Below are 26555 nucleotides of genomic sequence, written 5' to 3'. Positions count from 1 at the left end.
CCTCAGTCATACCCGTCGGGACCGGTTATCGAGATATTCTGTATTCTTTATTCTAACAGGAAACCTGACAAAAATTCAGCCACCCCCGAAACCAGCAGTTGCAAAACAACCTACCGAGCCCATGCCCGAACGATCAGAATCAGTGCCGATCCACTAACTCGTTTTCATCCAGAAACGGCCCTTTTCCGCTGTGGCGGTGTCAATCTGCGGATTTTCTTGTGCGGCGCAAAGAACTACGACTCCGCGCAACCCCTTGATTTTCTTGCCACAACGAAAAATTTCTCGTTGCCAATCTGATAACTTAGCCGTTGCCCTGCGGAGTTTCTAACTCACCGAATTCACAAGGAGGGAAACACCACTTTTTTCCGCCGCGTTTGAGAAATCCCGGACGGGACTTTTTCACCAACCGCTAAAAATCATGCTACAATTGGAAAAACTTTTTCAAGGGAGACAAAATAATGGTTCATAAATCACGACTTACCTCAATATTGATAACGAATCTCCTTCTCTTTATTGCTCTACCCGCTGCTGCGGCAAAAATCCCGGCACAACCGGAGGATGTTCCCCGCATCAGCGTGACGGATCTGCAGCAGATGCAAGCGGCGGAACAGGTGATCATCATCGATACCCGGACTGAAGGGCAGTGGCAGCAGGCCAAGGATAAAATCCCCGGCGCCATCCGCCTGTCCAGCCAAAGCGACCTGGCCCGCCTGCAAGAGACCCTGACACCGGACACCGCCCTGGTCACTTACTGCACCTGACACAACGAAGCCTCTAGTGCCGGTCTGGCACTGCTGTTACTGCAAAACGGTTTCACCCGCGTCTGGGCCTTGCTGGGCGGTTACCATGCCTGGATTGATGCCGGACTTCCCGTTGCCAGCAAAGAATGAAAGGACAGCCACATGAAAGGAACCTTAACCCCTGGAACCAAGCATACCCACAGCTATGTGGTCCCACAGAACAAAACCGTCCCCTTTGTTTTTGAAGAAGCCGAGCTGTTCCAACAAATGCCGCAGGTCTTTGCCACAGCTTTTATGGTCGGGCTGATGGAATGGGCCTGTATGGAGACCATGAAGCCCCATATGGACGAGGGTGAAATCAGTCTCGGCGTCGATATCTGCGTCTCCCACCTGGCTGCTACGCCGCCGGGCATGACTGTCGAAGTCGAAGCAACCTGCCTAGCCGTGGAAGGTGCAAAAACTAAATGGAGCCTGGTCGCCAGGGACGAACAGGACATCATCGGCAAGGGGACTCACGAACGCTTTACCATCAAAGCGGAAAAATTTGCTAAAATAGTCGAAAAGAAATCGGCCGGATAGCTGGCCGCTGGACCGCTGGCGGTTAACCGGGTATTATCCTGAGCCAAATCTGTTTTTCATTCACTACAACCAGGATTAAAGGAGAGACAAGATGACTGAATGGAGCTGCGACAATCCGGAAGAACATTGCGATTTCCATGCCTGCCAGCTGACCGCAAGCACGCGCAATCCTGAGATCGACAAGATGTTTGAAAACCCACGCTACGCCTGTACCAACTGTGGCGCCAAAGTCCATGACGCCCGCAACGTCTGTCGCCCTAAAGAACTCTAGAATTTTTCCCAACGACCGGCCTCTGCCATCTATCCGCAGAGGCCGGTTTTATCACCCCACAAAATCAGCCGCAACCAGGGATGCGTTTCAATCGGCAACGGCAGCAGTGCTGATTTCAGGTTGGAAAAATCCATTTCCGGATGAAAAACAGTTAGAAACTGACGACAACTCCGGCCAGCAGATTGAACTGCCAGAACAAATCCCCTTTCACCTGAATCCGGCAGGCATTGCCGGATTCACAAAAGACCGAGCCGCTGCCGTTGAACAGGGTGCCGAAACCACGTCCTTCCAGCCGCAGGCCCAGATGCTCTGACAGCTGCAAGCGCAACCCGCCGCCGAGGCTGAGAGAAAACCTTGTTTCCGAGTCCCCCTGTTCAGGACTCAGATAAGTGAGACCAAGCCCCCCGGACACAAAAGGCAGCAATCGTTGTTGTTCCGTTGCGGTTGGATAATAAGACCCGCCGAGATGGAGATAATCAATCTTGATGTCCATGCGCGGCTCACCGGCGAACACCACCCCATCCCCGTTGAGGTGTGTCTCCTGGTGGCTATAGAACAGTTCGTAAAAAGCCCCGCTTCTGGTTTTGTCAGCCATGCCCAGGATAAGTCCGAAATTCCCCCCATCGCCCAGATCGAGGGAGTCGCCGTTCTCTGCGTTCTCAAAACCACCGCCAAATGCGTAACCGATCAGCGGGGTCACCTCGTAGTCACCTGCCACCGCGATTCCCGGCAAAACCATCAACGTCAATCCACAGAGAACAGCAGCAAGCATTGTCAGTAGGCGCATAGAGCAGATCCTTTCCAGAGCAAACAGAGCAGATTCCAGGACATAAAACAGATCCGGGATGCAGGGTTGAGATCCCTCCATTTCCTTCTCATTCCCTTATTCTGCCATAGCACTTATGAATGACAACTGATCCGGCAAAATCGGCGGATGACAGGAAGTTCGGGCCGCGCGGTTAACGGCCCGGGTCGGATGACCGCGGGGCGGGGCAGCTGAACCCTTCGAATTGGGCGCAGACAGTGGTGACGTAATCGAGCAGGAACTGGCGGGACGCCGGCGACAACCCCAGCTTGTCGATCTCCCGACTCAGCTGTTCCGGGTTGCCATGACAGCCCAGGTAACCGTTGAGCCGGGCCGCGGCGGTGGACGCGACCAGGTCCTGGACAGTCGGATATACGCTGGACAGCTCAGCCAACAGGCGATCATAGCGCCGCAAGTAATATTTCTGATGATAATCTTCCGCCGGGTAAAAGGTCCCGGCAGCTTCGATATCGGTCTGCACCGGCCGCTTGTGCTTCTCCTGAATCCGCTGTAACGAGTCCAAGGCCTGTTGGTGCTGCCGATCATTCAGGTAAAAAATCGCGTTGCGGTACTGGCGACTGTAAACATTGCTGGTGGGATCATGACTGTCCCAGAAGACAGCCAGAAGCTCCGCATAGGAGATCTCCGCTGGGTTGAAGGTCACCTGGACCGTTTCCGTATAACCTTTCATCTGCCGGTAACTGGGCTCGGCTGCACTGCCGCCGGCATACCCGGCCGCCGTCCGATAAACACCCTGCAGACTCCCGAACCGGGAGTCGACACCCCAAAATCAGCCAAGGGCAAAAAGTGCGGTCTCCAGATGCGCGGGAAGGTTTTTATCCAGTTCCGGTAACGGCCTGGCGCTGCCGGTTGCGGCCAACGCCAACCCCGGCCCGGAACCGAACAGCAACGCGGTTCCCCGGGCAGTGGTCAACAGATAAGCCCCGACTCCGGCCAGCAGCAACAGTACGACGCTGAACAGGGTTGGCCAGAAAGCTGATGGTTTGGTGTGTTTCTGCATAAGGTTATTGTGGCATTGAGTGAGGTTGGGAGGCAAGGAGAGGGAGACATTTTGCTTGTACAAACCGGGAACATAGGTCACACCGCCGATAGGCCGAGCCTGCAGCCCCTGCCATCGGCGATACGAGAAGCCATATAAATCCCCCCGGCCCTTTTCCCAAGGGGGGAGTTGACCTGCTTTGACGTTCCCCCGGTTTCGTGGACACCGGGTTTACTTCAATCAAATAAAAGAAAAATGCCTGCCGGTTTCCTTTCCCCCTTTAGCAAAGGGGGATTAAGGGGGGTTTGGAGTTCACTGCCAGGCCGGAACAGCACGTTGACCAACCAGAAAATCCGCCGGGTCTCGGCCCGGCAGCCGACCTCCTTTTTTTTGAGCGCAAATAAAAAGGAGGCAAAAAAACGCTTTTGATTGCTCGGGATAACCGGCTTCGTTGGCTTGTTTGGTGTGTCATTGCTGTGTGCGGCTGCGTGGGCAGGGATGAAGACGGGGGCTGTTGTCGTCTCCGATGTATCGCTATGTAGGGCACGAGTCAGCGCAGCAGGAGCCCCTGGCAAAGGCAAGCCTTTTGACGGGGCAACGGTTGGCGGTGATGATTGGTGCGGCAGCTCTGCTTGGAGGACCTTGGCCGAGGAATTGTTTCACCCCCATCCCGACCTTCCCCCATCAAAGGGGGAAGGAGCAGATGTATCAACCCATGAATATAGGTCGCACGGAGGATTGGCCAATTCCGCAGCACCTGCGTTCGCCGATACGAGAAGCCTGCTTCTCGTTCAGGCGCATTCGGCGACGCTGCGGCCTGTACTGGCCATGATCCGTGATTAAATGTTCGGTGACCAACCCTGCCGAATCACCAGCGCCCAACACAAACGTAGCCGGCTTCCGGAATAAACGAAATTCCCGAGCAATCAAGAAGGCCATTTTTTGCTTCCTTTTTGTTGGCCTGGACAAAAAGGAAGGCGGCGGCGGGGCCGCAACCCCGCGACTTTGACTGGGACCTTGAGATTGGATTGCCAAATCGCAACAGTCCATTAGATTAACCAGAGCAACCGGATAAATCCCCCCCGGCCCCCCTTTTTCCAAGGGGGGAGTAATTGTCTGCTTTTTTTCTCCCATCAATAATAAAAAAAATTTTACTGGTTTCATTTCCCCCTTTAGCAAAGGGGGATTAAGGGGGATTTGGCCTTTGCTGTCAGACATCAAAAATAGCGGCCCAATACCGCACGCAACACATCCCCCCTCAACCTGCATATTGATTTTTCCCCGCAAACCCGTAAGATCAAACCAACCACAAAGAGACTATCCTGCCCTGACAACAGCGACCAAGGAGTCCCGAGATGGCCCATCACACCCTGAAATCCGGCTATTCACGCCTGGCCGAACGGTTGAACCGCTACCCGCAGGGGGCGCCGCCTTCGCAGCTGCTGTTCAAAATCCTCTCCCTGTTATTCAGCGAAAAAGAAGCCGAGCTGGTCGCCCTGTTGCCGATCAAACCGGTGACCGCGGCCCAGGCCAGCCGGGTCTGGAAGATCAGTGAAACGGAAAGCCGCAAGGTTCTGGAAGAGCTGGCCGGACGGGCGATTCTGGTAGATATGGAACTGAATGGCCGGCAGGTCTATGTGCTGCCGCCGCCGATGGCCGGTTTTTTCGAATTTTCGCTGATGCGGACCCGCGGCGATATCGATCAGAAGCTGCTCAGCGAGCTGTTTTATCAGTATATGAATGTGGAAGAGGACTTTATCCGCGAACTCTTTACCAAAGGGGAAACCCAACTCGGGCAGACCTTTATCCATGAACCGGTGCTGAGCAGCGCAGACGCTTTGCACGTTTTGGATTATGAACGCGCCAGCGAAGTGATCAAAACGGCCAGTCATATCGGCATCGGCACCTGCTACTGCCGCCACAAGATGCACCACCTGGACCGGGCCTGCGCGGCGCCCATGGAGATCTGCATGTCCCTCAACAGTGCCGCATCTTCGCTGATCAAACACGGTCATGCCCGCCAGGTCGAGGTCGCCGAAGGGCTTGACCTGCTCCAGCAGGCCTATGAACACAACCTGGTCCAGTTCGGGGAGAATGTCCGCGAAGACGTCAACTTCATCTGCAATTGCTGCGGCTGTTGTTGCGAAGCCATGATCGCGGCCCGCCGCTTTACCATCCTCAACCCGGTTCACACCACCAACTTCATCCCGCAGATCAAGCAGAGCGACTGTAACGGCTGCGGCAAATGCGTCACCATCTGTCCGGTCGAGGCCCTGGGGCTGACTTCGGCCAACGATCCGCAGCAACTGACCCGCAAGCATGCCTCGCTGATCGAAGAGCGCTGCCTCGGCTGCGGGCTCTGTGTCCGCAACTGCCCGCAGCAGGTCATCAGTATGAAAGCACGTCCCGAGCGGGTCCTGACCCCGCTTAACGGAGTCCACCGCGCCGTGGTCATGGCGGTGGAGCGTGACAAACTGCAAAACCTGATCTTCGATAATCAGGCCTTGCTCAGTCACCGCGCCCTGGCTGCCGTGCTGGGCGCGATCCTGCGCCTGCCGCCGGTCAAACGGGTGATGGCGAGCAAACAGATGAAATCGCGCTATCTGGAAAAACTGGTTCAGCGGGTGGGTCTGTAACCTGCTCGAAACCGTTCATTAGTTGTCATCCGGAAACACTGGATGGCAATAATGAAGTTTTCAGATTGGAAACGAGCAGTTTTCCGTTGTGGCAAGGAAAGCAAAGGCTTGCGCGGAGGCGTACACCGTTAGGCCGCACAAGTAAGCCTGCAGATTGACGCCGCCACAGCGGAAAAAAGCCGTTTCTGGATGGAAACTAATTGACGGTATAAACAACCTCGTCGGTCCAGACCGGCGCTGCCATGCTGTTCATAAAAACTTCTGCCCTGGTGCGGAAGCTCCCTTTGCGCAACGGCCAGGCAAAGGTGCGTTGCGGGCCTTCGCCGACCAGCCGGTCATTGACGTACCAGCGGACCTTGCGCACGCCCGGGACATCGGTCAGGGCGAATTCAAAATATTCCGCGTCATCGGGAATCCGCGGATCCCGGGCCAGCAGCAGCCCGTTACTCGGTTTGCGGATGCGCAATTCATCCGTCGCCCGCTCCAGGCCGGTCGGCGTGGTGCCGGGGACAAACCATTCATCACGGGCATCGCACTGCTCAGTCGCAGGTAATCCGGAAGCGATACAGACCTGCTGCTTGACCAGGTTGGGGCTGAAATAGAGCGCCCGCGGTTCACGGTTCCGGTTCAGTTCGTTGAACACCGAGCGCAGCACCAGCACCGCGCCGGTCGAGCCGGTGACTTCATGCATCGGGGCGTAATCGAGGTTGCCGACCCAGATGCCGACGGTAAAACGATCATTGAAGCCGACCGCCCAGGCATCCCGATAGTCGCTGGAGGTGCCGGTCTTGACTGCGGTCTGGTAGGGGAAGTTGAGGATCGAATCGCGGCCGAACTCTTTTTCCCGGGCCGCCGGATCGGAGAGGATATCGGCCACCAGGCTGGCAACGTCTTCTGACAGCACCCGGCGGCTGCCATTGTGCAGCGCTGCGTCGGCACTGAAGGTCAAAGGTTTGTAATCCCCCATCCGCGCCAGCACCGTGTAGGCCTGGACCAATTCGTAAAGGGTGAGTTCGCCGTTGCCCAGGGCCAGCCCGTCCCCGTAGACATTGGGATGACCGGCCAGGCTGGTCACCCCCAGCCGATGCAGAAAACCGAGGAATTCAGCCGGACCAACATACTGAATGGCCCTCACCGCCGGGATATTCAGGGAATTGCCCAGAGCTTCGCGCAGGGAGATGGGGCCGTAATGGTCGCGGCTGTAGTTGTGGTAGGTGTGCATGCCCAGCCCGACACTCTCTTCCAGCGGGCTGTCATCCAGTATGGTCGCCGCGGTCCAGCCCTTCACCAGAGCATTGGCGTAAAGCAGGGGCTTGAGTGCCGAACCCGGCTGGCGGGGCGTGGTGACGGCATCGATCTCATTGAATTTTTTATTCTTTTTTCCGGCATAGCCGTCCACCCAGGCAAGGATTTCATTGCTTTGGTGATCAATCACCAGAACCGCACCGTTGTGGACATTGCGGGCCTGCAGGCGCTCCAGGCGGACATCGAGGATCTGCTGAATGCGGCTCTGCAGGTCCAGATCGATAGTGGTGTCGATGGCCGCGCCGGGTTGGGGCGAAACGCTCTCGGCCGCTTCCGCATAGCGGATAAAGTGGGACATGTCCTGAATGCTAGCGGTGCGTTTGACCGTCAGCTGCTGCTCGAGCAGATCCCGGGCCCCGGCCGGGAACATGCGTCCGGCCAGGTCGGTGATGGCCCGTTCCAGATTGGCCGGACGAACCTGCGGATCAAACCAGTGCGGCGCCCTGACCAGAACCGCGAGGGCGAGCATTTCCTTGCCGTCCAGAGTGGAGAGGTCACGGTCGAAATAGTAATGGGCGGCCTGGACAATGCCCCGCCGTTTGGCCTGATACGGCACCTGGTTCAGGTAGAATTCCAGGATCTCCGGTTTGGAAAAGCGCTGTTCCAGGGAAAGAGCTTCAAATCCCTCCAGCCAGCGTGCCCAAAAGGTCCGCGGCCGCGGATGGAGCATCCGCACGACCTGTTCGGAGATGGTGCTGGCTCCCCGTACCACCCGGCCGGCCAGCAGGTTCTGGCGCACGGCATTCAGGCGCGCCAGCCAGTCAATGCCGGAGTGGGAGAAAAAACGCTTGTCTTCGGAACATAAAAAAGCCTGCTGCAAAAGTTCGGGAACATCGTGCAGACGGACCCGGTCATACATATTCCAGCCGTTCTCATAGGTGACATTCAGGGGCCGGCCGGAACGATCCAGATAGGTATTTTTCCGGGTCAGCGCCACCGCCTGTTCCAGGTCCTCGGGCAGGGGGCGCATTCCCAGCAGGGTCGCAACACTGCCGACCACCATGAAAACAACCAACAGCGGCAGAATAACCTTTTTCCGCCAGAGGTTTTTCCAGCAGCGTCGTATCACTCGTTCACCTGCAGCGTTGCCGGCAGCCCCGTGCCGTAAACATCAGGGTCATACATCTCTGCCGCGTTGACGGCAGGAGCACTGAAAACCCCGGCGGCAATGGCCTGGGCGATATAGGCCAGATGATAATTGCCGGCCGGCAGATAGTCGGCATAGAACCTGGCGGAATCGTGTCTGAGTTCCTGATGATAAAAGCTCCAGAAGTAACGGCCGTAGCTTGACCAGTCGGAAATATTAAAGAACCAGGAACCTTCGGCCGCCTGGTAACGCCCTTTGTCCGCATCGACCTGCGAAGCGGTGGCCAGGTCGGTATTGACCGGCTCCAGGCCGCCAGGAACCGGGTCGTCCACCACCACGAAGTGCCGTGCAGTGGGGACCGAAACAAACAGATCGACCCGGACCAGCTCACCCCGGCGGACGCTCATGGGGTTCTGCAACAGGACGAATTTCCCGTCGCGCTCCACCGCGTATTCGCGGCGGATTTCGATACCGGAGTTCACCCGCTGGGCCTGCTCGTCGGCCATCGCGTAAGCGAGTCGGGCGGCATAGTAGAAGCGCCCCTCCCCCTGTTTGCTCAGTTCAATGTTGGCCTGACGCCCGGCATCGGCAGCACTCAGCGGCCGGGTTACGACCACCGGGGGATCGGCCAGGGAGGTCAGTTGTGCGCTGCCGATCTGCTCCCCGGCAAAAGCAACGGCGATCTGCAACTGCGGGTCACTTGTCTCGTACTGGCGGGCATAATCGCTCAACGCGTTCAGGCAAAACAGGTTTTCCTGGGTATTCTCCCAGTGATCCCGCTGGCCGCGGCTCTGGGTGATGGTGCGAACCAGTTTGAACGGGATATCGCCGCTGGCGGTGTCCAATCCGGCGACACTCCGGGCGCTGAGCAGGCTGGAAAGGATCGCGCAATTGGAGCGCAGCGGGGTGGCCAGCAGGTACTTGTAACTGTCATCCCAGGCTTCGTTGAACTGGAATTTCCCGCCCGACTGACTGGCATGTCCGAGGATCGAATCCAGGGTGGTGGTCAGGGTTGCCGCCGGGACCGCCGCAGTCCGGATGGCCGCCTGCAGAAAATGCGCCTGGCCGAACAGATCCATTTCCGGCACATGGGGCAGATAGCGCTGGATATCCGCGGCCGTGACCTTGCCGTTTTCCGCCAGGGCCGCCAGGGCTACCGCCCGCACCGTGGAGGCCATCCCCTTGCTGTAAAACGTCGGCAAGCGGTCGCGGCGCAACAGGGTGGTCAAGTAGTTATGCAAACGCTCCTCAACCTGGGCCGGAACCTGCTCACCGGCGCGCTTGAGCCAGTTGAAAGCCAGCGCCGTATAGGCCGAAAGATAAGGGCTGACCTGATCGTTGAGGGGCATCCAATAGGCCATGCCGCCGTTGGGAGCCTGGAAGTTAGCCGCCGCAGCCAGGGCTCTGGCAATATCGTCCGCCGCCTTTGGCCAGCTGGTTGCCGGCTCCAGGTACGCTTTCAGTTGCAGATAGGAGTGGGCGGCAACCGCCTTGCTGAGCTGCTGCTCCCAGCAGTCATACGGGTAATCACGCAAATAGCGGAAAGCCCCGTCGATGTTGCCGAGCACCGACGGCGCCAAAGTCGCCCCGATGGAACCGGTGTCAGGAACAATCCCGGCCAGAACCTGTACCGCGACAGCGGTCTCGGCGGCCGTGGTCGTGCCATAGGTTGCGGCGGTCTCCAGGGCGTTCCGCCGGTTGACCGGCAGGCTGTGGCTCAGGGCGTCGGCATCGCTGCTGTCGCCGGCTTCGGCCACAAACTGCAAGGTCCCGCTTCCCTGGGTCACGACCGGCACCCAGACCGTGTTCCGCTCATAAGGGCCGGTTTTGACCTGAAAAGGGAATTCGCGTTGGGCAGCGGCCGGCAGCGGTCCGGCCACCTTGACCTTGACCTGCAGGGTGCGCGCCTGCCCGGTGCGGTTGTTGATGTTGAAACCGGCCTGGAAACGATCCCCGGCGAGCACCTGATTCGGCAGCACCGGACGGATTTCCGTGGGACGGTTGACCTTGAAGTTCACATCGCCGAGGCCCATGCGGTCATTCGGGGTCACGGCAAAGGCAAAGATCCGCCAGCCGGTCAGATTGTCCGGAACGGTAAATTCGATCTCCGCATGACCGTCCGGCTCCGGGGTCAGCGAGGGGTTCCAGTAACTGACGAATTTGAACATATTCCTCAGCCGCGTCGTCGACACCCCGTCGCCACCGGGGTTGGCCCCTTTTTTCTCGAATTTCTGCCGCCCCACCAGGCGGCTGATCAGACTGTAATTATAGACATCCAGGGAATCGAGACGATTGAACCCGGCGTAGGGATCGTAATAATTCTCGCCGCTGCGATTCAGGGCCAACACCGCTTCATCGACCACCGCCACCGCAATTTCATAGGGTTCGCCCCCTTTTTCCCCGGCGCCGACCTGGATTCTGGCCTTGACCAGGTCGCCGGGCTTGTAGACCGGTTTATCCGTGGTCACCTTGATCGGCAGTTCTTTGGCCGGATCGGCAACCCTGGTCTGGACATAACCCATGCGATAGCTCGGTTTGCCCAGATCGACCTGGCCCGGTCCCAGGGGCTGGGCAATCCGGGGGGAGACGACCACCACCGACAGATAGAAACCGGGCAGGTAATCTTCCTTGATGGGGATTTCCAGCACCGGGGTGCTGGTCTCCAGGGTTTCGATCCAGCTGTTCAGGATCCCGTAGCGTTCGACCGTCACCAGCGCTTGGGCCCCCGGAAACGGGTTTTTCAGCAGATAGCGGGCGGTTTCGCCGACCCGGTATTTCTCTTGTTCGGCAACAATCTGCAAGGTGGCATCGTCGCTCTGATCCCAGACCAGATTCCCCTGCCCGGTCACCCAGGCATAAAGGGTCGTCTGTTGTTCCCGCTGGCGGTCGTCATGGATGGTGGCGACAAACTGATAATAGCCCGGCTGAGCGGGGACAAAGTCACAAGCTACGGCGCTGGCCTGACTCTGCAGGGTACAGCTGCTCTCCTTGACCCAACTCATGATGTTTTTGGTCAGATACGCGTTACCCGGTCCTTTGACGCGGGCGGCCTGGTATTGGCGATGATTGATCTGAATATCCATCGCCACCCCGGGCTGCAGTTTGCCCTGCTGATCAACCACCAGCGCTTTGATGGTCGCCGGTTCCCCCTGGTGATACAGCCAGGCGGTATTGCGCAGCCCGACAAACCTGCTGCGCCCGGCATAATCCGCGCGGGTCGAAGCAGCGACGAATTTGCCCCGCTCATCCTTGACTGCAGCCTCGACCATGATGGAACCGTAATAAATGGCTGAATCCGGCAGAGTAAAGACATCTTCATACTGGCCATGGTCGTCCAGCTGCCCCCGGACATCAAGGAGATTGCGCTGGGCTCCGGGCAGGGGCTCACCACTGCTGCCGAAGACAAAATCCTTGGCCTTGGGATTGGTTGTCGTAAAGGTTTTTTCATTGAGACGGGCGGTCAAGCGGACCTCGGCAGCGGTAAAGGCCCCGCCTGAATGGAGGGTGGCCAGCGCGGAAACTTTGACCTGCTCGGCGGCACTGAACAGGTCTCCGTTCAACTCGGTTTTCACTTTGAAAGGCGCCGGGGTGAAATCGCTCACCAACACCGACAGAGGCGACCAGGTGAAACGGGGATATTGTTCGCCGGATTGTTTGGCCGGCGTGAGCTGAAATTGATACCAGCCGACCGCGCCCTGCTCCGGCACCTTGAATTCACCGGCACAGGCGCCGAAGCGGTTGAGGATAATCTGTTTCCGCTCATGGACGATCTTATGCTGGGGATCGAAAACCTGCAGCTCGTATTCCCCGGTCGCCGGCGCGACCCAATGTTCATTGCTCTGATCGCGGACATAAATCTTGTATTGAATGGTATCGCCCAGTTTATAGATGCCCTGCGCCGTGGTTCCCCAGGCGTGGCTGTGGCCGCCCTTCTGCTGCATATCGGGATAAACACCGCCCCCCCAGACGGAAAAATAACTGTTCAAAGGCACCAGAGCCATATCGCCACCAACATCAACCCGGGCAAAAAAAACCGGTTGCTCAGCCCGATAGCCGCCGTTGATAAATTCCATATCCGGGTCGAGTACAGACACCCCGGGCAAGGTCGCCAGACCATTGGCGTCGGTCTGGGCCGTTATCGGTAACGGGCTCAGGCCGGGCAAATCTTCATAGCTGCCCCGGTACAGGGACACCGTCGCCCCGGTCACCGGTTTGCCGTCAGCAAACGAGGTCACCCAGACCAGAGAATTGAAATGGCCGAGCTTGACATGCACCTGGAAAGGCGTCACCTGGGCCAGAATCTGCGGGTCCCGGTACCAGGACGGCGGGGTCGGCTCGGGATGCATGCGGGCAAAGATGACGCCGCTTTGTTCATTCAGCAGACCGTGAACCCCCAGCGGCAGGGCATAGGAGATATCTTCCGCCGCGGGAACAGCAAGCGCCTGCTGTTGGGCACGGAGGGCACCGCTTGGAGCCAGCTTATCGTAAGAAACTTTCACCTGCTGCAGATTGGTGACATAGAGGGGAACATCGCTGGCGACCCCTTTTTCCAGCACCGCTACATCGTGGGTCAGCCTCAGGTCCGGCTCGCGATGGGCGGTGGCAAAGGCAAAGGTCGTCTGCGCATCCAGCTTGCGGCCGAATTCGTCCGTGAAATTGGCACGGTCAATGGCAACCTCATAGCGCTGATCAGCCTGCAGCAGCTCCGGAAGCCAGACCTGATAGACCCGGCCGGAGCGATACGGGGAACTTAATTGAGTCCAGTCCGAGGTGTTCTCCCAGGGGTCGTAATCGTTGCGGCCGCCGTCGAGGCGTGGCGAAAACCGCACATGGTCCCGGACTGCCGAGTTCAGGACCGGCGCTGAAAAAATCAGCGCCACCGGACTTAACGGCGCACATTGCGGAAGTTCGGCCGTCGGTTTTACCCCCGCCGTAAGCTGGGCCGGGGCAAGATCCGTCGACTGTTGCTGCCCTTTGAGGGTGCAGCGAATGCCCAGGAATTTGAACGCGGGGTAGGTTTCAAAACTGACCACGGTCCGGTTTTCGATGCCCGGTTCCGGCCCTTGCGGCGAGACCAGCCCCGGTCGGGCAGCAAGGTGGATGGTGCTGGCAGCGGGCAGTTCCTGGCGCGGCTCGACAATCCAGACTTTGCGCGCCTCGTCGCCGGGCAGCTTCTGCAATTGGTCGGCAACCCGCTGCTGCGGCTGGTCGCCGCTCACCGCCTGCCACCAGGGCAATTCCCGAGGCAGATCATCGGGATAGGCGAGCAGGCGGAACGACTGCCCCTTGGCAGCCGTCAGGGACAGAGCGGTTTCGACCGAAGATTTGGTCACCGGCAGGTTGAAACTGACCTGGATCAGCGGGGTCCCCGGCGACAGCCAGTTGACAAAGCGGGTGTAGGTCACCTTCGGTCGGGCCGTGGTAAAGCTGTGCCGAACGGTTCGTTTAAGAGTGGCGCCATCCAGCGTGGTCAGCCCCGGCTGCATGACCACCTCATAACGGGTGGACGGGCGCATTTGTTCAGCTTCGGTCAGCTGGCAAGCCAGGGCGCTGGTATTCAGCCAGCGCCATTCGCAGGCCAACGCCGGGGTGATGGTGACCGGAATCTCCTTGCTGTCCCGCGCCATTCTGCCAATGGGCACCACCGGCCGATCAAACTGGAAAACGATCTGTCGACCGGCCGGGACATCATTCCCCTTGGGGGTGACCCTGAGCACTTTCAACTCAGCCCCGGCGCTTTGGTCCCTGGTCGAATCAAAAGCCAGCAGTGCGGCCAGCTCCTGGTTGCGCTGCCGATACTTGCCGGCCAGACAACTTTCCGCGCCCTGCCCTGGCAGCGCGCAATCCCGGTTCCGCTCTTTGAGCCAGGTCAACTGCTCCTGCTTGAGGTCGTTGCGGGGAGCCCCCGACAACCCGTCCCGGACCTGCCGATATAAGCGGGACAGTTCGACATCCAGTTGCGCCAATTCGTCCGACTGGCAGATCACCTGCTCAACCCGGTTGGAGGCCTTGCCACAATCAAAGCTGGGCCGGGCCGCCTGCACCGGAGACAAAAAACCGCCCAGAACCAGGCAGAAAACAAATAGAATCCTCATCACCAGCACCCCAGATAAAAAAATAGAACCTCTCGGCCCAACTGAAGCCAAGGCCAGCGGTTGAACGATCAATGTTTGACAGTATAGCCATCATGGCTGACAGTTAAAAAAGAGAAGACCTGCCCCTTGCAAACATGGGTTATGCTGGAGTCGTTGAAACAACCGGCACAGAGCCATAACCAAGGAGACAGGTCATGACAAAGTCTATCACTTATGTTGGTTTCGATGTTCATAAAAACTCGATCGATGTCGCGTTAGCCGATGCTGGCCGCGAGAGTGAGATCCGCTATTACGGCACCATTAACGGAGATCTTGCCTCACTGGACAAGGTGATCCGTAAACTGGTCTCACGGGGAACCAGACCCTCCTTTGTTTACGAGGCCGGACCCTGTGGCTATGAAATCTATCGGCATCTGACACAGCAAGGATACGATTGCAAGGTGGTTGCCCCATCGCTGATTCCGCGAAAAAGCGGCGACCGCATCAAGAATGATCGCCGCGACGCTGAGATGCTGGCGCGGCTGCATCGTGCTGGAGAACTGACTCCGGTCTATGTCCCTTGTCTCGAAGATGAGGCGATGCGCGACTTGTGCAGAGCCCGCATCGACAGCAAAAGTGCTGAACGCAAAGCGCGCCAACAACTGGGGGCCTTTCTCCTGCGCAGCGGGTTCCGCTACAGCGGGAAAACACCCTGGAGCAAGGCTCACTGGAACTGGATCTCTTGCATCAAGATGCCGCATCCGGCCCAGCAGATCACCTTGCAGGAATATATTGATGCCATACGTTCCTGCACAGAACGAGTTGAACGCATGACTGAACAGATTCGCCAACTTGCCGAGCCGTGGCGCATGAATCCTGTCGTCGAGGCGATTCAGGCCCTGCGAGGCGTCTCCCTGATTGTTGCGACAACAACGGTTGCCGAATTGGGAGACCTGACCCGCTTTGATCATCCTCGACAGCTCATGGCGTACCTGGGATTGGTTCCCTCGGAACACTCCAGCGGCGAGACGGTCAAGCGTGGCGGGATCACCAAAACCGGGAACGGACATGCCCGGCGCATGCTGGTCGAAGCGGCTTGGTCGTATCGACTTCCGGCTCGGGTCAGTCGTCGGCTGCTTGAACGGCAGAGGCACCTACCGCAGGCTGTTTGGGAGATCGCCTGGAAAGCACAATTGAGGCTCTGCTCCCGCTATCGACTGCTGACCGCCAAGGGGAAACGCAGTCAGGTGGTCATTGCGGCCATCGCCCGTGAGTTATCAGCATTTATCTGGGCCATCGCCCAAACGGTGCCACGCCCGGCATAGCGAAGGAGTCAAGGAACAACGGAACCAGCTTCTGTCGCGAAAAAGCGCGGCCCCGGTAACGGAGAATCCTCGGGCCTGTTATGGGATCAGGCATTTGCCGAACTCCCGGCTCTAGCGAGAGGCAGCTCCACGACGTAGCCAAGACAGGCGGTAACCAACCCGCGAATATCAGCGTGATCTACCGTCGTAAAAAGCGGCCCCGTTTTTTCGTGACAGAGATTTAACCACAGTTTTCAAGGAGCAGTGCGTTTACTCTTGTAATTGTCAGCCATATCAGCAGGCTGTTGAAAAACAGCCTGCCGAGCCCATGGATGGGCGATCAAAATCAATGACGCCTTTCTAAATCATTGATTTTGTAAGGTGGAGGACATCGCACTTATCTCCACCGGACTTGAAAAAGGCCAGGGATGGACTTTTTCAACAACCTGATAGACGATCATACCCGCTTGGGCATGTTTGGAACCAGTTCCGACCCGGACAAAGGAAAAATCCTTTTACTCAGCAAGACTACAAAAGATTAATTGACAGGTATTAATCAGTCAACTTATGATTCCCCGATAACTTTGACAACAATCACCTACCATGGAGAACCCGGCTATGATCCTGACAAATGTAAATACTGTCCCCGGTAAAAAAATCGTTGAACACTTTGGTATCGTTCAGGGCAGCACGGTGCGGGCCAAGCATATCGGTCGCGACCTGATGGCCAGCCTGAAAAATCTGATCGGCGGGGAGCTGAAAGGCTATACCGAACTGCTGCAGGATTCGCGCGAAGAGGCCATGAACCGGATGGCCGAACAGGCCCGGCAGATGGGGGCCAACGCTGTGGTCAATATCCGCTTTGCCACCTCATCCGTGGCCCAGGGCGCAGCGGAACTGTTTGCTTACGGCACCGCGGTCCGGGTTGAATAGGGACGGCTGCCATGGAGCTGATTTTACAGAACCTTGACCTGCTGATTTTCCTGATCCTGTTGGTGCTCGGTTACCTGGCCGGAACCCTCGCGGAAAAACGGCACTACCGATCCATCATCAGACGTGAAAAAGCCCTTTTGAAACTCCCGGTGGTGACTGCGGAAGGCAGTTTCCCGGCTGAACGGATCCAGAACGCGGAACTGGTCTGCGGCAGTGTGGTGATTTCCATCGACTATTTTAAACGGCTGCTGGCGATCCTCCGCAATATCTTCGGCGGGCGGGTCAAATCTTACGAATCCCTGGTCGACCGGGCTCGGCGGGAAGCCATTCTGCGGATGAAGGAAGAAGCGGACCGGCGAGGTGCAAAAATGGTCATCAATATGCGCCTGGCAACCGCGGCCATCGGCAAGAACGCCAACCGCAAAAAAAATATCGGCAGTGTCGAAGCCATTGCCTACGGGACTGCGGTTGTCCTGCAGAAAACATGAAATTCACCGCCCGCTATCCGCAGGACAACGTCAATGTTTCCAGAACCCACCCGCTGACCGAGCTGGCCTGGATGCTCGGCGGACTGGTCAGCATCGGCGTCCTGCTGTTTGTTCTGCTCGGCCTGGCGACCGACCTGGCGGTGGAGAGAATCCCGCCCCGGTTGGAAACCTGGCTGGGCAACCAGGCCTTGGAACAGTTTTCCGGGCAGGATAGTCCGGCCCTTGATCAACGCCTGCAAAAAATTCTGGCCAAACTGCCGGCGGACTCGATTTTACACAACTATCAGTTTCATATCTTTCTGGATAAACGCGACGACGTGAATGCCGTCGCCCTGCCCGGTGGGACCATTGTGGTCTTCTCCGGCCTGCTCCGCCAGGTTGAATCGGAAAACGAGCTGACCATGATCCTGGCCCACGAATTAGGCCACTTCGCCCACCGCGACCATTTGCGCGGGCTCGGCCGCGGTCTGGGAGTGACCGTAGCCAGTGCCCTGCTCTTCGGCAAGGACAACGCGGCCAGCGACCTGCTGGCGAAAAGCCTGCTCAGCGTGCAAAGCCAATACTCCAAAACCCAGGAACAGGCGGCCGACAGTTTCGGCCTCGCCATGCTGGAACGGGTCTACGGCAACTGCAGCGGCGCAACAAGCTTCTTCGCCCGCCTGGCCCGTGAACGAAAAAGCCGGCTCCCTTATCTGCTGGCATCTCATCCCCACCCCCAGAACCGCATCGACAGTCTGAACCGGGAGATCCGGGCAAACAGCTGCCCCCTCGAACAGGTGCTGCCCGTGCAGGCTGATTTGCAAGCCCTCATCGCCGCAGCGACTGATTAGCAGGCTGTTTAACAACCTGCTCGGCCATCAGCCGGGCAGTTCGGTGCGCTCGATCCCGGCATCCAACGATTCATACCCGTAATAGTTGATGGTTTCATAAAGCTCGGCGCGGGGCTGCATCCGGGCGATGGTCCCGGCAGCGGTCTCTTCGCCGTGCAACTGCTGATAAAAATCTTCCAGCGCCCGCGCCGCGATGCGCAGTCCGGACACCGGCCAGATCGCCATGGCATAGCCGAATTCGGCAAACTGCTGAAAAGAGAACTGCTCGGTCTTGCCGAATTCGGTCATGTTGGCGAGCAGGGGGACATCGATGGCCGCGGCAAACTCCCGGAACTCTGCCTCGTTGTGCAAGGCTTCCGGGAAAATAGCATCGGCCCCGGCCGCCACATAGAGCCGCGCCCGCTCGATGGCAGCGGCCATTCCTTCCTGGGCAACGGCATCGGTCCGGGCAACAATTTTCAGGTCCTGCCGGGCCCGGGCGGCGGCGCTGATCTTCTTGGCCATTTCAGCGGCGCTGACCAGTTGCTTGCCGTTTAAGTGGCCGCATTTTTTCGGCAGCACCTGGTCTTCCAGCTGCACCGCCGCAACGCCGGCATCTTCGAGTTCGCGGACCAGGCGCATGACGTTGAGGATTTCCCCGTAACCGGTATCCCCATCCACCAGCAGCGGCAGCCGGGTGACCCGGACAATGGCCCGGGCGCGTGTCACCAGTTCCTCCATGGTCACCAGCCCCAGATCCGGCAGGCCCAGGGAGGCGGTCAGGGCCGCCCCGGATAGATAAAGAGCCTCGAACCCGGCCTTGCGGGCGAGCAGCCCGGCCAGCGGATCATGCGCCCCGGCAATGGCCAAAAAAGATCCGCTCTGCCAGCGTTTTTGCAGTTTTTCACCCAAGCCATGGGGCAAAGGCTGCTCAAGCCAGGTCGGTTGAAGAGAAGAGCTGTTCTGATTGTTGTGCGTACCTGCTGTGCTCATTGTTTTTCCCCTGCAATGTCAATGCGCTGATGGGTTATTTGCTTGTCTGCTGGGTATAAAAAGAATTCCACGAGGCCTGAATGTGGCGGCGCATCAGCAAACCGGCCAGTTCACAGTCATTGGCGCTGACCGCTTCGACAATCCGTTGATGCTCGATCAACGCCCTGCCGCCACGCCCCTTGCTCGACCGATGACAGCGCCGCAACAGGGTCAGTTGCGGATACAGCTCCTGGGCCAGCAGATTGAAGATCAGCGGGCTGTCCGCCAGTTCGGCCAGAACCAGATGAAAGTCACGATCCTTTCCGCTTTGCAGATAGGCGTTTTCCGGATGGCTTTCAATCACCAGGGCATGTTCCGCCAGCAGCTGTTCCAGGCGCTTGACGTCCGCCACTCCGGCCCGCTCGGCGGCCAGGGCGGCAACCTGCCCTTCCAGGGCCTCACGCAGCTGATACAGGGCCTTGGCCTCGGTTAAGGAGAACTCCCGCACCCGCGCCCCGATATTGGGGGTAAAATCGACCAGGCCGCTGCCGGCGACCAAGCGCAGGGCATCGCGCACCGGCCCCCGGCTGACCCCGAACCGATCGGCCAGCTCGGCCTCGCCCAGACGTTCCCCGGGGGAGCGTTCGCCGACCAGGATATCATCACGAATCCGGGCGGCAATCTCCGCTGCGCTCAGACGCTGTTCTTTTGTTGTCATCATCGACTCCACGACCATCGGGGGATCAGAAAATCCCCGTTCTGGGATTCTCAAGCAGCGCCCCGGCGGGCAGAACCGGATTCAATTGCCGCACGTCCGCAGCGCTCAACTCGGGCAGACGCTGAACCAGCTCAAGGAAGCGGGCGCTCTCGACCGGGTCCAGGACCGCATCGGTCAACAGCTTGAACTTGTTGATATATTGCTCACGCGCAAAGGGCTTGGCACCCTGCGGATGAGCATTGGCCACCGCCATTTCATCCTCCAGCACCCGGCCGTCTTTCATGGTTATAACCACCCGACCACCGAAAGCCTTTTCGGCGGGATCATGGGTATGATAGCGGCGGGTCCACTCCGCATCTTCACAGGTTGAAACTTTCTGCCAGAGCCGCACCGTATCCTCCCGCCAGGCCCGCTCCGGGGTGTAACTGCGTTCATGGTGCCAGCTGCGGTCCTGCAGGGCCACGGCAAAAATATACAGAATGGAGTGGTCGAGGGTTTCCCGCGAGGCCTGCGGATCCATCTTCTGCGGATCGCCGGCGCCGGTGCCGATCACATTATGGGTGTGGTGAGAGGTATGGATCACCACCGATTCGATCTGCTCGAAATCAGCAATCTGCTCCCCCATCCGCGCAGCCAGGTCGATCAATGCCTGGGCCTGGTATTCCGCTGAATGCTCCTTGGTATAACTCTGCAGAATCGCCCGCTTGGCCTCACCCGGTTCCGGCAGCGGGACTTCATAAAACGGCTCATAGGGCGACTGCCCCCGGTCGCGCGCGGTCCGACCGTCGAGGATAAAGGCCAACAGCCCGTCTTCCCCTTCGTAGGCAGGGCTCGGAGCCCCCTCGCCGCGCATGCAGCGATCCACCGCTTCGATAGCCACTTTTCCGGCATAGGCCGGGGCAAAGGCTTTCCAGGACGAGATTTCCCCCTTACGGGACTGACGAGTCGTCACCGTGCAATGCAGGGCCTGCTGCACCGCCTGATAGGCGATCTCCGTCGGCAGTTCCAGGAGAGTCGCCAACCCCGCCGCCACCGACGGTCCCAGGTGGGTAATATGATCAATGCGGTGTTCATGCAGGCAGATGCCGGTCACCAGATCGATCTGAATCTCATAGCCGGTGGCGATCCCGCGCAGCAGCTCGCTGCCGGAACGTCCGCATTGCTGGGCCACCGCAAGCAGTGGGGGAATATTGTCGCCGGGGTGTGAATAGTCGGCGGCCAGAAAGGTATCATGATAGTCCAGTTCTCGTACTGCGGTACTGTTGGCCCAGGCCGCCCATTCGGCCGAAACCGTGGCTGCGGCCGGCAGTCCGAACAGAGCGGCACCACCAGAGCGGGGATGGGCGTTCGCCATGGCCCGCGCACTTTGCACCGCGCTGCGGTTGACAGAGGCGATGGCGACAGCGGCATTATCGATCAGCCGATTAATGATCATCTCGGTCACTTCGGCGCTGACCGCAACCGGATCGGTGGCGACTTCGGCGATTTTCCAGGCCAGCTGGCTTGAACGCGACAACGGCTGTTTTGATGGCACAGCATGTACCCGATGTAATTTCATGATGGCGGCTCCCGTAATGAGCGAAAAGAAAAGCAAAACTTATTGTCAACAATACAACATGAAAAATACCTCAAAAATCCACAAAAAGCAATTTTAAGATATGTATTGTTAACAATATGAAGTTCGAGAGGACAATAATGCCGATCTTCACGACCGGGGCAGGTCCATGCGGTCTGGCAAAAAAGGGGGCGAGAAAAAACTCCCGCCCGCTGCCGCGGACAGGCGCAGCAGAGTTATCAGCCGGATGCGACAGGCGTTGTCAGACGGACAGTAACCGTTGAAAGGCGGGATAGTCCTGAAAACCGACCAGCAGGCGATTGCCATACAGATGGGAAGGAACGGATTGGATACCAAGCTGGCGAGCACGCTCCCAGTCAGCGTCAACCGCCGCAGCATAGGATCTCGTCTGCAAGACCCGCTCAGCCTCCGCCCCGGGCAAGCCAAGCTCTGCACAGATGGCAAGCAGCTCAGACTCTAAACCGATATTGCGGCCGGCACTGAAATAGGCCTGATAGACGGCAGTACGAAAAGCAGCCCCCTGTCCTTGCTCCTCGGCCCATTTGCCAAGCTCCTGGGCCAACCGGCTGTTATAAGTGCGGGTCCGCTCGCCAAAAGGCAGTTCGAGCTCAGCGGCAACCCCCTTGAGCCGGGCCATGGCCGCAGCGACATCCATCCGCCCGGCGAACAGCTCCGCAAGGTCCTGACCAGCGGCTGGGGTTTCAGGATGGAGGGGAAAGACCGTCCAGCGCAGGGTCAGTTCGAATTCCTGCTGTAATCGTTCGATACGCACGGCACCGAAATAACACCAGGGTCAAACATAATCGTAAAAAATTTCCAGAGTCTTCATGATGAGAAGTTTAGCAAAGAACTAGGATTTTACGCAATCGACTGCCCCGTATCAATGGCGGATGGCATAAGAGGTGACCAGCCAATCCTCCTGATCCTGGCCTTGTTCCAGCATCAGGACTTCCTCAATCTGAAAGTTTTTATCGGTGAGGACATCGAAATAAAGCAGCATATGAGTTTTCGCAAAGAGGCCTGGATAATTTTCACTGCTGCTCACCGCTTTCAATGTCCGGCTCAGGATCTTTCCCAACTCAGATTGGGTCTTGCGGTATTCGTATAGCCAGGAGGAATCATCACAGAGATTATTTGTTTTGTGGCAGGCGGTCAGGTAGGCAGAAGAAAACTCACCCTGTTCAAGGGAATCAAAAAATACATTGAGGACTTTGCTCATGGGAGCTGGAAGCTGCTCTGCCCGAGCAAGGGAGACACCTCCGCTACAAACGGCAAACAGGATCAACCATGTCGACAGCAAGTGTTTCATATTCAGCCTCCGAAGCAGGCCGAGCTACGACCTCTCATTCAGCACAGTATCGATCCATTCATGCAGTTTGGAAATATCGTAGGGCTTGGCAAAGACCTGACATCCCAACGCGCTGGCCAGATGCAGTTCTCGGTCCGACCAGGTCCCGGAAATAACGGCAATCCGCTCACCCGGCGGGGCAACCCCCATCTCCTGCAGCTGCTGTAAAAATTCAAGCCCCGTCATCCCCGGCATCTGGTTGTCGGTCAGGATAAAATCGAACAAGAGCGGCTGTTCTTCCTGATCGCCCCGGTGATTTTCCAGATAGCTGACCGGGTCGGCATAAGCGCTGACTTTGATGTTCCTCTCTTTCATTATTTCGGCCAACAGCAAACGACAAATATTGTTATCGTCCAAAACCAGCGCAGTTTGTTGCCTCATGCCCTCTCCAGACCATTTCAAAAAACGACTCCCCGGCTAAGGAAAGCCAGTCAACAACATGAATGCAGATTATCTTAAAACAGAGTTCTGACAAATAACTGACAAAACCTGCCCGGCTGTCAGTAAACACAATACTGACAAATTAACCAACTGTTTTTTAGGTGAAAATACAAAAAAACAGCCGTCGGCCAAGCCGCTTCAGCGTTCACCGGCACTGCCAACCACGGCAATCAATTCTGCCGCCCATTTTTTTGCCCGACGGTAACATAAATTGTGTTTTGTCCCGGGGCCTCAGCTTTGCAAACCGACAATTCAATGCTAAACTTAACCAAAATCGTCAACTTTAAAATCAAGGAGTCAAAACCCATGAAATCGCTGCTCATGCTGTGTGCGTGTCTGTCTCTGTCCCCGCTTGCCTGGGCGGCGGGAAACCCGGTCGAATACAAAGTCGATGGCGAGACCTTCGAAGGCTATTATATCAGCCCGAAGGCCTCCGCCCCCCTGGTCTATATGATTCATGACTGGGATGGTCTGACCGATTACGAAATCAAAAGGGCGCACATGCTTGCCGACCTGGGCTATGCGGTGTTTGCCGCCGACATGTTCGGCAAAGGCATCCGCCCGACCGAAACAGCCGACAAGCAACGCCTGACCGGAGCTCTGTATCAGGATCGCGCCCGGATGCGGCGTCTCCTGGAAGGCGGTTTTGCCGCAGCCAAGGCCCAAGGGGCCAATGTCGAAAATGCCGTGGCCATGGGCTATTGTTTTGGCGGTGCGGTGGTTTTGGAATATGCCCGGTCAGGGAAAGGCCTGAAAGGATTTGTGACCTTCCATGGCGGCTTGGCCAAACCGGCAGACCAGGATTATGCACAGACCAAAGGACAACTGCTGATTCTCCACGGCACGGCAGATCAGGCCGTCACCATGGAGCAGTTCGCCCAATTGGCCATGGACCTGGAAAAATACCAGGTTTCCCATGAAATGATTACCTACAGCGGAGCCCCGCACGCCTTTACCGTCTTTGATACTCCGCGTTACAGGAAAGATGCCGACGAAAAATCCTGGGCTCGCTTTGTTGAATACCTTGCGGCAACGCTTTAAATAGTTAGTTTTCATCCGGAAACGGCCCTTTTCCGCCGTGGCGGTGTCAATCTGCGGGCTTATTTGTGCGGCGTAAAGAACTACGCCTCCGCATCAGCCCTTGATTTCCTAGTGTCCCGTTCGGTTAATTATTTGTATTAATTTTGAGTCATTTTTGTTGCTGTCAAGGCGTGCCGCCGCAGGCCTAGCTTAGGCTAAGCCGAGAAGGCAGAACGTAGACAGCGGCAAAAAGGACCGAAATTGGAATAGAGAACTAACCGCACGGGACACTAGCCACAACGAAAAATTGCTCGTTTCCAATCTGAAAACTAGTTAAGGGTTCAACGGTTGGCAACGGGCCGCTGCATAACAGGCGGCCCCGATGATTCCAGCCTGATTGAGCAGGCAGGCGGGCATCAGCTCGGCCCGGGTGGTCAGATAGGGGAAAAATTTTTCGCTGCGCCGGCTCACCCCGCCGCCAACCACAATCAGGTCCGGACAGAGCAGTCGTTCAACATGAGCCAGGAACAGGTTCAACCGTTTGCTCCAGGCCTTCCAGCTCAACTTTGCCTGCTTACGGATCACCGCCGCCGCATATTGCTCGGCCAGTCCTCCCTTCAGGGGCAGTGCGCCCAGCTCCAGGTTCGGGAAATGGCGCTGTTGGTAAAATAACGCCGAGCCAATGCCGGTGCCCAGGGTCAAAACCAGCACCGCGTCCTCACGGCCGCGCCCGGCACCAAACTCCATTTCCGCAAGCCCGGCGGCATCTGCGTCATTCAGGACAAAACAACGACAGCTCGTGGTGGCGGTCATGAGCTCAGCCACGTTGACGCCGATCCAGTCAGGGGAAATATTTGCGGCGCTCCTGGCCACCCCGGCACTGACAATGGCCGGGAAACCAATCCCCACGACTCCGTTCCAGGCGAAGAGCCTCAGCAAATCCCTGACCGCATCAGCCACCGCAGCCGGAGTTGCCGGTTGCGGCGTCGAAACCCGCAGGCGCTCCGATAACAGTTCGCCTGTTTCACAGTCGACAACGGCACCTTTTATACCGCTCCCTCCGATATCAATTCCAAGAATCTCCACAGTCAATCCTCATTTCATCACAAGTTTTTTTACAAGCTTCAACGTCTCAGTTCACAGCTTCCACTGTCGCAGGCGTTGGCTCTTTTCGGCAGCAAGTGCCGATAGCGGGCAAAAAAGGCATAGCTGCCGCGAGCCAGAAGATTAATCCCCGGAAAACCGACGAAAGCACTGAGCAGACGCTGCAGCGATCCGTCCGGGTAGGCCTGCCAGATCAGCATAAATGCTTCAACTCCGGTTGCAAACTGCCCTTCCGCGTCACGCACGTGCAATTTAGCCATGAATTCGGAATGACTTTTGCCGAATTTCTGCGCTTCAAAATCGGCGGCACTGATATCAATGAAATGGAGGCGGTCGTCCGGGTTGTTTTTTTTATAAGCTTCCATCTCTCGGGAACAAACGGCACAGGAGCCATCGTAAAAAATATCCAATGGAAACGAAACGGACATGCTCTCTCCTTTCGTTGTTGATTTCTTTTCATAGTAACAGAGTTCAATCACCGGCAACAGGGCGGGACAACAGTTTACGCGCGAACGGATTTGGGGGAAAATGGTGATTGATTTATGCTATCCTCCGTCCAGACCCAAAGAGACGAGACAATATGGAACAGAACAGCGAACAGAATAAAACGATCTATGAAGGCATGAAAGTCGGCTACTTGATCCTGCTGCTGCATGTCCTGCTGATTATCGGGCTGGGAATTGCCGTGGTTCTGCTCAAGGGGATTTATGATTTCCGCTGGCTGATCCTGTTCGGCGGCGTTGCCCTGATCGGCGGATCGGCTTATTTCTTCTACCGCCGCATGCAGGAGAACAACCGCAAGCTCAGCGATATCATCTCAGACCCGGCATTGAAAGATCGAACCCTCGAAATCAGCCTTCTCGGCGGCATGGCAACCTTCAAACTGGGGCATCGGGGCGATGATATCAAAATTATCGAGGCCGAATCACAAGACCGTGCCAGGCAGCTGGAAGCTCCAAAATCTACCCAATTACAAGATCTTTCCGAACTCAGCCGAATGCTTGAGCAGGGCCTGATCACCCGCGATGAGTTCAAAAAACTAAAAAATGAAATTATTTGATTGCAGTCCAAGAAAAGATAGTGTAAATTTCGCTCCGCTTTGCAAGAAGAGATCTTACGGGGCTGTAGTAGAGTCGGTTACAACGCCGGCCTGTCACGCCGGAGGTCGCGGGTTCAAGTCCCGTCAGCCCCGCCATTTATATCAAGCACTTAGCCTTTATTGGTTAAGTGCTTTTTTCGTCTGTGCCCATCCGGTGCCCACGTTGTGCCCATGATTTAGGGGTTTTGACCGCCGGTTTCCGTAAGCTATCTCATTTCACCAACCGATGGTCAGCATTTTTTCGAC

General features: G+C 57.3%; 22 protein-coding genes, 1 tRNA gene and 1 pseudogene. 11 read left to right on the top strand and 13 right to left on the bottom strand.

The features are described 5' to 3' along the window. Nucleotides 1–458 precede the first annotated feature (458 nt). The 3 genes from N909_RS0116545 to N909_RS0116535 all read left to right on the top strand — a co-directional run bounded on the left by N909_RS0116545 (nucleotide 459) and on the right by N909_RS0116535 (nucleotide 1590). A complete protein-coding gene (locus N909_RS0116545) occupies nucleotides 459–761 on the top strand; it encodes a rhodanese-like domain-containing protein (RefSeq protein ID WP_029917095.1) in 303 nt (100 codons plus the stop codon). A 141-nt stretch (nucleotides 762–902) separates the two neighbouring features. Beyond that, on the top strand, nucleotides 903–1319 hold the full coding sequence (locus N909_RS0116540; protein WP_029917094.1) for a thioesterase family protein: 417 nt from the start codon (nucleotides 903–905) through the stop codon (nucleotides 1317–1319). Nucleotides 1320–1410: 91 nt separating this feature from the next. Beyond that, the gene (locus N909_RS0116535) at nucleotides 1411–1590 is read left to right on the top strand and encodes a hypothetical protein (protein ID WP_029917092.1); all 180 of its coding nucleotides are present in this window, start codon (nucleotides 1411–1413) and stop codon (nucleotides 1588–1590) included. 151 nt (nucleotides 1591–1741) lie between these two features. Here the strand turns inward: N909_RS0116535 and N909_RS0116525 are convergent, their stop codons facing one another. From N909_RS0116525 to N909_RS24800, 3 genes and pseudogenes are all read right to left on the bottom strand, one after another. Next, nucleotides 1742–2377: an outer membrane beta-barrel protein gene (locus N909_RS0116525; protein ID WP_162179132.1), complete on the bottom strand. Its 636-nt coding sequence runs from the start codon at nucleotides 2375–2377 to the stop codon at nucleotides 1742–1744. Between the two features lie 172 nt (nucleotides 2378–2549). Further along, nucleotides 2550–3173: pseudogene (gene msrA / locus N909_RS23970) on the bottom strand (peptide-methionine (S)-S-oxide reductase MsrA); the annotation flags it as partial. Nucleotides 3174–3185: 12 nt separating this feature from the next. After that, a complete protein-coding gene (locus N909_RS24800; protein ID WP_155005964.1) occupies nucleotides 3186–3416 on the bottom strand; it encodes a hypothetical protein in 231 nt (76 codons plus the stop codon). 1334 nt (nucleotides 3417–4750) lie between these two features. Between N909_RS24800 and N909_RS0116505 the strand changes: the two genes are divergently transcribed. Further along, the gene (locus N909_RS0116505) at nucleotides 4751–6031 is read left to right on the top strand and encodes a 4Fe-4S dicluster domain-containing protein (RefSeq protein WP_029917088.1); all 1281 of its coding nucleotides are present in this window, start codon (nucleotides 4751–4753) and stop codon (nucleotides 6029–6031) included. A gap of 196 nt (nucleotides 6032–6227) precedes the next feature. Here N909_RS0116505 and N909_RS0116500 read toward each other — a convergent pair whose 3' ends face one another. Beyond that, nucleotides 6228–8405, bottom strand: coding sequence for a transglycosylase domain-containing protein (locus N909_RS0116500; RefSeq protein WP_029917087.1), 2178 nt, complete (start codon nucleotides 8403–8405; stop codon nucleotides 6228–6230). Continuing rightward, nucleotides 8402–14518, bottom strand: a complete 6117-nt coding sequence (locus N909_RS0116495) for an alpha-2-macroglobulin family protein (protein WP_029917084.1) — start codon at nucleotides 14516–14518, stop codon at nucleotides 8402–8404. Before N909_RS0116495 ends, N909_RS0116500 begins: the two co-directional genes overlap by 4 nt. A 194-nt stretch (nucleotides 14519–14712) precedes the next feature. Here N909_RS0116495 and N909_RS0116490 point away from each other — a divergent pair, with 194 nt between their 5' ends. From N909_RS0116490 to N909_RS0116470, 4 genes are all read left to right on the top strand, one after another. Then, nucleotides 14713–15822, top strand: a complete 1110-nt coding sequence (locus N909_RS0116490; protein WP_029912265.1) for an IS110 family RNA-guided transposase — start codon at nucleotides 14713–14715, stop codon at nucleotides 15820–15822. Nucleotides 15823–16419: 597 nt separating this feature from the next. Then, on the top strand, nucleotides 16420–16734 hold the full coding sequence (locus tag N909_RS0116480; protein ID WP_051689839.1) for a YbjQ family protein: 315 nt from the start codon (nucleotides 16420–16422) through the stop codon (nucleotides 16732–16734). Between the two features lie 11 nt (nucleotides 16735–16745). Then, a complete protein-coding gene (locus N909_RS0116475) occupies nucleotides 16746–17222 on the top strand; it encodes a YbjQ family protein (RefSeq protein WP_029917079.1) in 477 nt (158 codons plus the stop codon). Beyond that, nucleotides 17219–18052 (top strand): M48 family metallopeptidase, encoded by an 834-nt coding sequence (locus N909_RS0116470; RefSeq protein ID WP_029917078.1) that lies wholly within the window; start codon nucleotides 17219–17221, stop codon nucleotides 18050–18052. Before N909_RS0116475 ends, N909_RS0116470 begins: the two co-directional genes overlap by 4 nt. 27 nt (nucleotides 18053–18079) lie before the next feature. On the opposite strand, the gene prpB is transcribed toward N909_RS0116470, so the two are convergent. From prpB to N909_RS0116440, 6 genes are all read right to left on the bottom strand, one after another. Continuing rightward, nucleotides 18080–19024: a methylisocitrate lyase gene (gene prpB, locus N909_RS0116465; protein WP_051689838.1), complete on the bottom strand. Its 945-nt coding sequence runs from the start codon at nucleotides 19022–19024 to the stop codon at nucleotides 18080–18082. A 34-nt stretch (nucleotides 19025–19058) separates the two neighbouring features. Continuing rightward, a complete protein-coding gene (locus tag N909_RS0116460) occupies nucleotides 19059–19724 on the bottom strand; it encodes a GntR family transcriptional regulator (RefSeq protein ID WP_211253967.1) in 666 nt (221 codons plus the stop codon). Nucleotides 19725–19746: 22 nt separating this feature from the next. Then, nucleotides 19747–21279, bottom strand: coding sequence for an MmgE/PrpD family protein (locus N909_RS0116455; RefSeq protein WP_029917070.1), 1533 nt, complete (start codon nucleotides 21277–21279; stop codon nucleotides 19747–19749). Between the two features lie 259 nt (nucleotides 21280–21538). Continuing rightward, nucleotides 21539–22126, bottom strand: a complete 588-nt coding sequence (locus N909_RS0116450; RefSeq protein WP_281174861.1) for a DsbA family oxidoreductase — start codon at nucleotides 22124–22126, stop codon at nucleotides 21539–21541. A 51-nt stretch (nucleotides 22127–22177) separates the two neighbouring features. Beyond that, nucleotides 22178–22606: a DUF4019 domain-containing protein gene (locus N909_RS0116445; RefSeq protein WP_029917067.1), complete on the bottom strand. Its 429-nt coding sequence runs from the start codon at nucleotides 22604–22606 to the stop codon at nucleotides 22178–22180. 24 nt (nucleotides 22607–22630) lie between these two features. Continuing rightward, nucleotides 22631–23026: a response regulator gene (locus N909_RS0116440; protein WP_029917066.1), complete on the bottom strand. Its 396-nt coding sequence runs from the start codon at nucleotides 23024–23026 to the stop codon at nucleotides 22631–22633. Nucleotides 23027–23392: 366 nt separating this feature from the next. On the opposite strand from N909_RS0116440, the gene N909_RS0116430 reads away from it, so the two are divergent. Further along, on the top strand, nucleotides 23393–24127 hold the full coding sequence (locus N909_RS0116430; protein WP_029917065.1) for a dienelactone hydrolase family protein: 735 nt from the start codon (nucleotides 23393–23395) through the stop codon (nucleotides 24125–24127). Between the two features lie 312 nt (nucleotides 24128–24439). Here the strand turns inward: N909_RS0116430 and ppgK are convergent, their stop codons facing one another. Next, nucleotides 24440–25192, bottom strand: a complete 753-nt coding sequence (ppgK, locus tag N909_RS0116425) for a polyphosphate--glucose phosphotransferase (RefSeq protein ID WP_029917064.1) — start codon at nucleotides 25190–25192, stop codon at nucleotides 24440–24442. A 38-nt stretch (nucleotides 25193–25230) separates the two neighbouring features. Beyond that, nucleotides 25231–25638 (bottom strand): thiol-disulfide oxidoreductase DCC family protein, encoded by a 408-nt coding sequence (locus tag N909_RS0116420; RefSeq protein ID WP_029917063.1) that lies wholly within the window; start codon nucleotides 25636–25638, stop codon nucleotides 25231–25233. Nucleotides 25639–25790: 152 nt separating this feature from the next. On the opposite strand from N909_RS0116420, the gene N909_RS0116415 reads away from it, so the two are divergent. Next, nucleotides 25791–26270 carry a hypothetical protein gene (locus N909_RS0116415; protein ID WP_029917062.1) on the top strand — a complete coding sequence of 160 codons (480 nt, stop codon included), beginning with the start codon at nucleotides 25791–25793 and terminating at the stop codon, nucleotides 26268–26270. A gap of 58 nt (nucleotides 26271–26328) precedes the next feature. Next, nucleotides 26329–26405, top strand: a tRNA-Asp gene (locus tag N909_RS0116410). The last annotated feature ends 150 nt before the right edge of the window (nucleotides 26406–26555 follow it).

The sequence above is a fragment of the Pelobacter seleniigenes DSM 18267 genome (genome assembly GCF_000711225.1).
Classification (GTDB): domain Bacteria; phylum Desulfobacterota; class Desulfuromonadia; order Desulfuromonadales; family Geopsychrobacteraceae; genus Seleniibacterium; species Seleniibacterium seleniigenes.
This window is presented reverse-complemented; position numbering and strand designations above follow the sequence as displayed.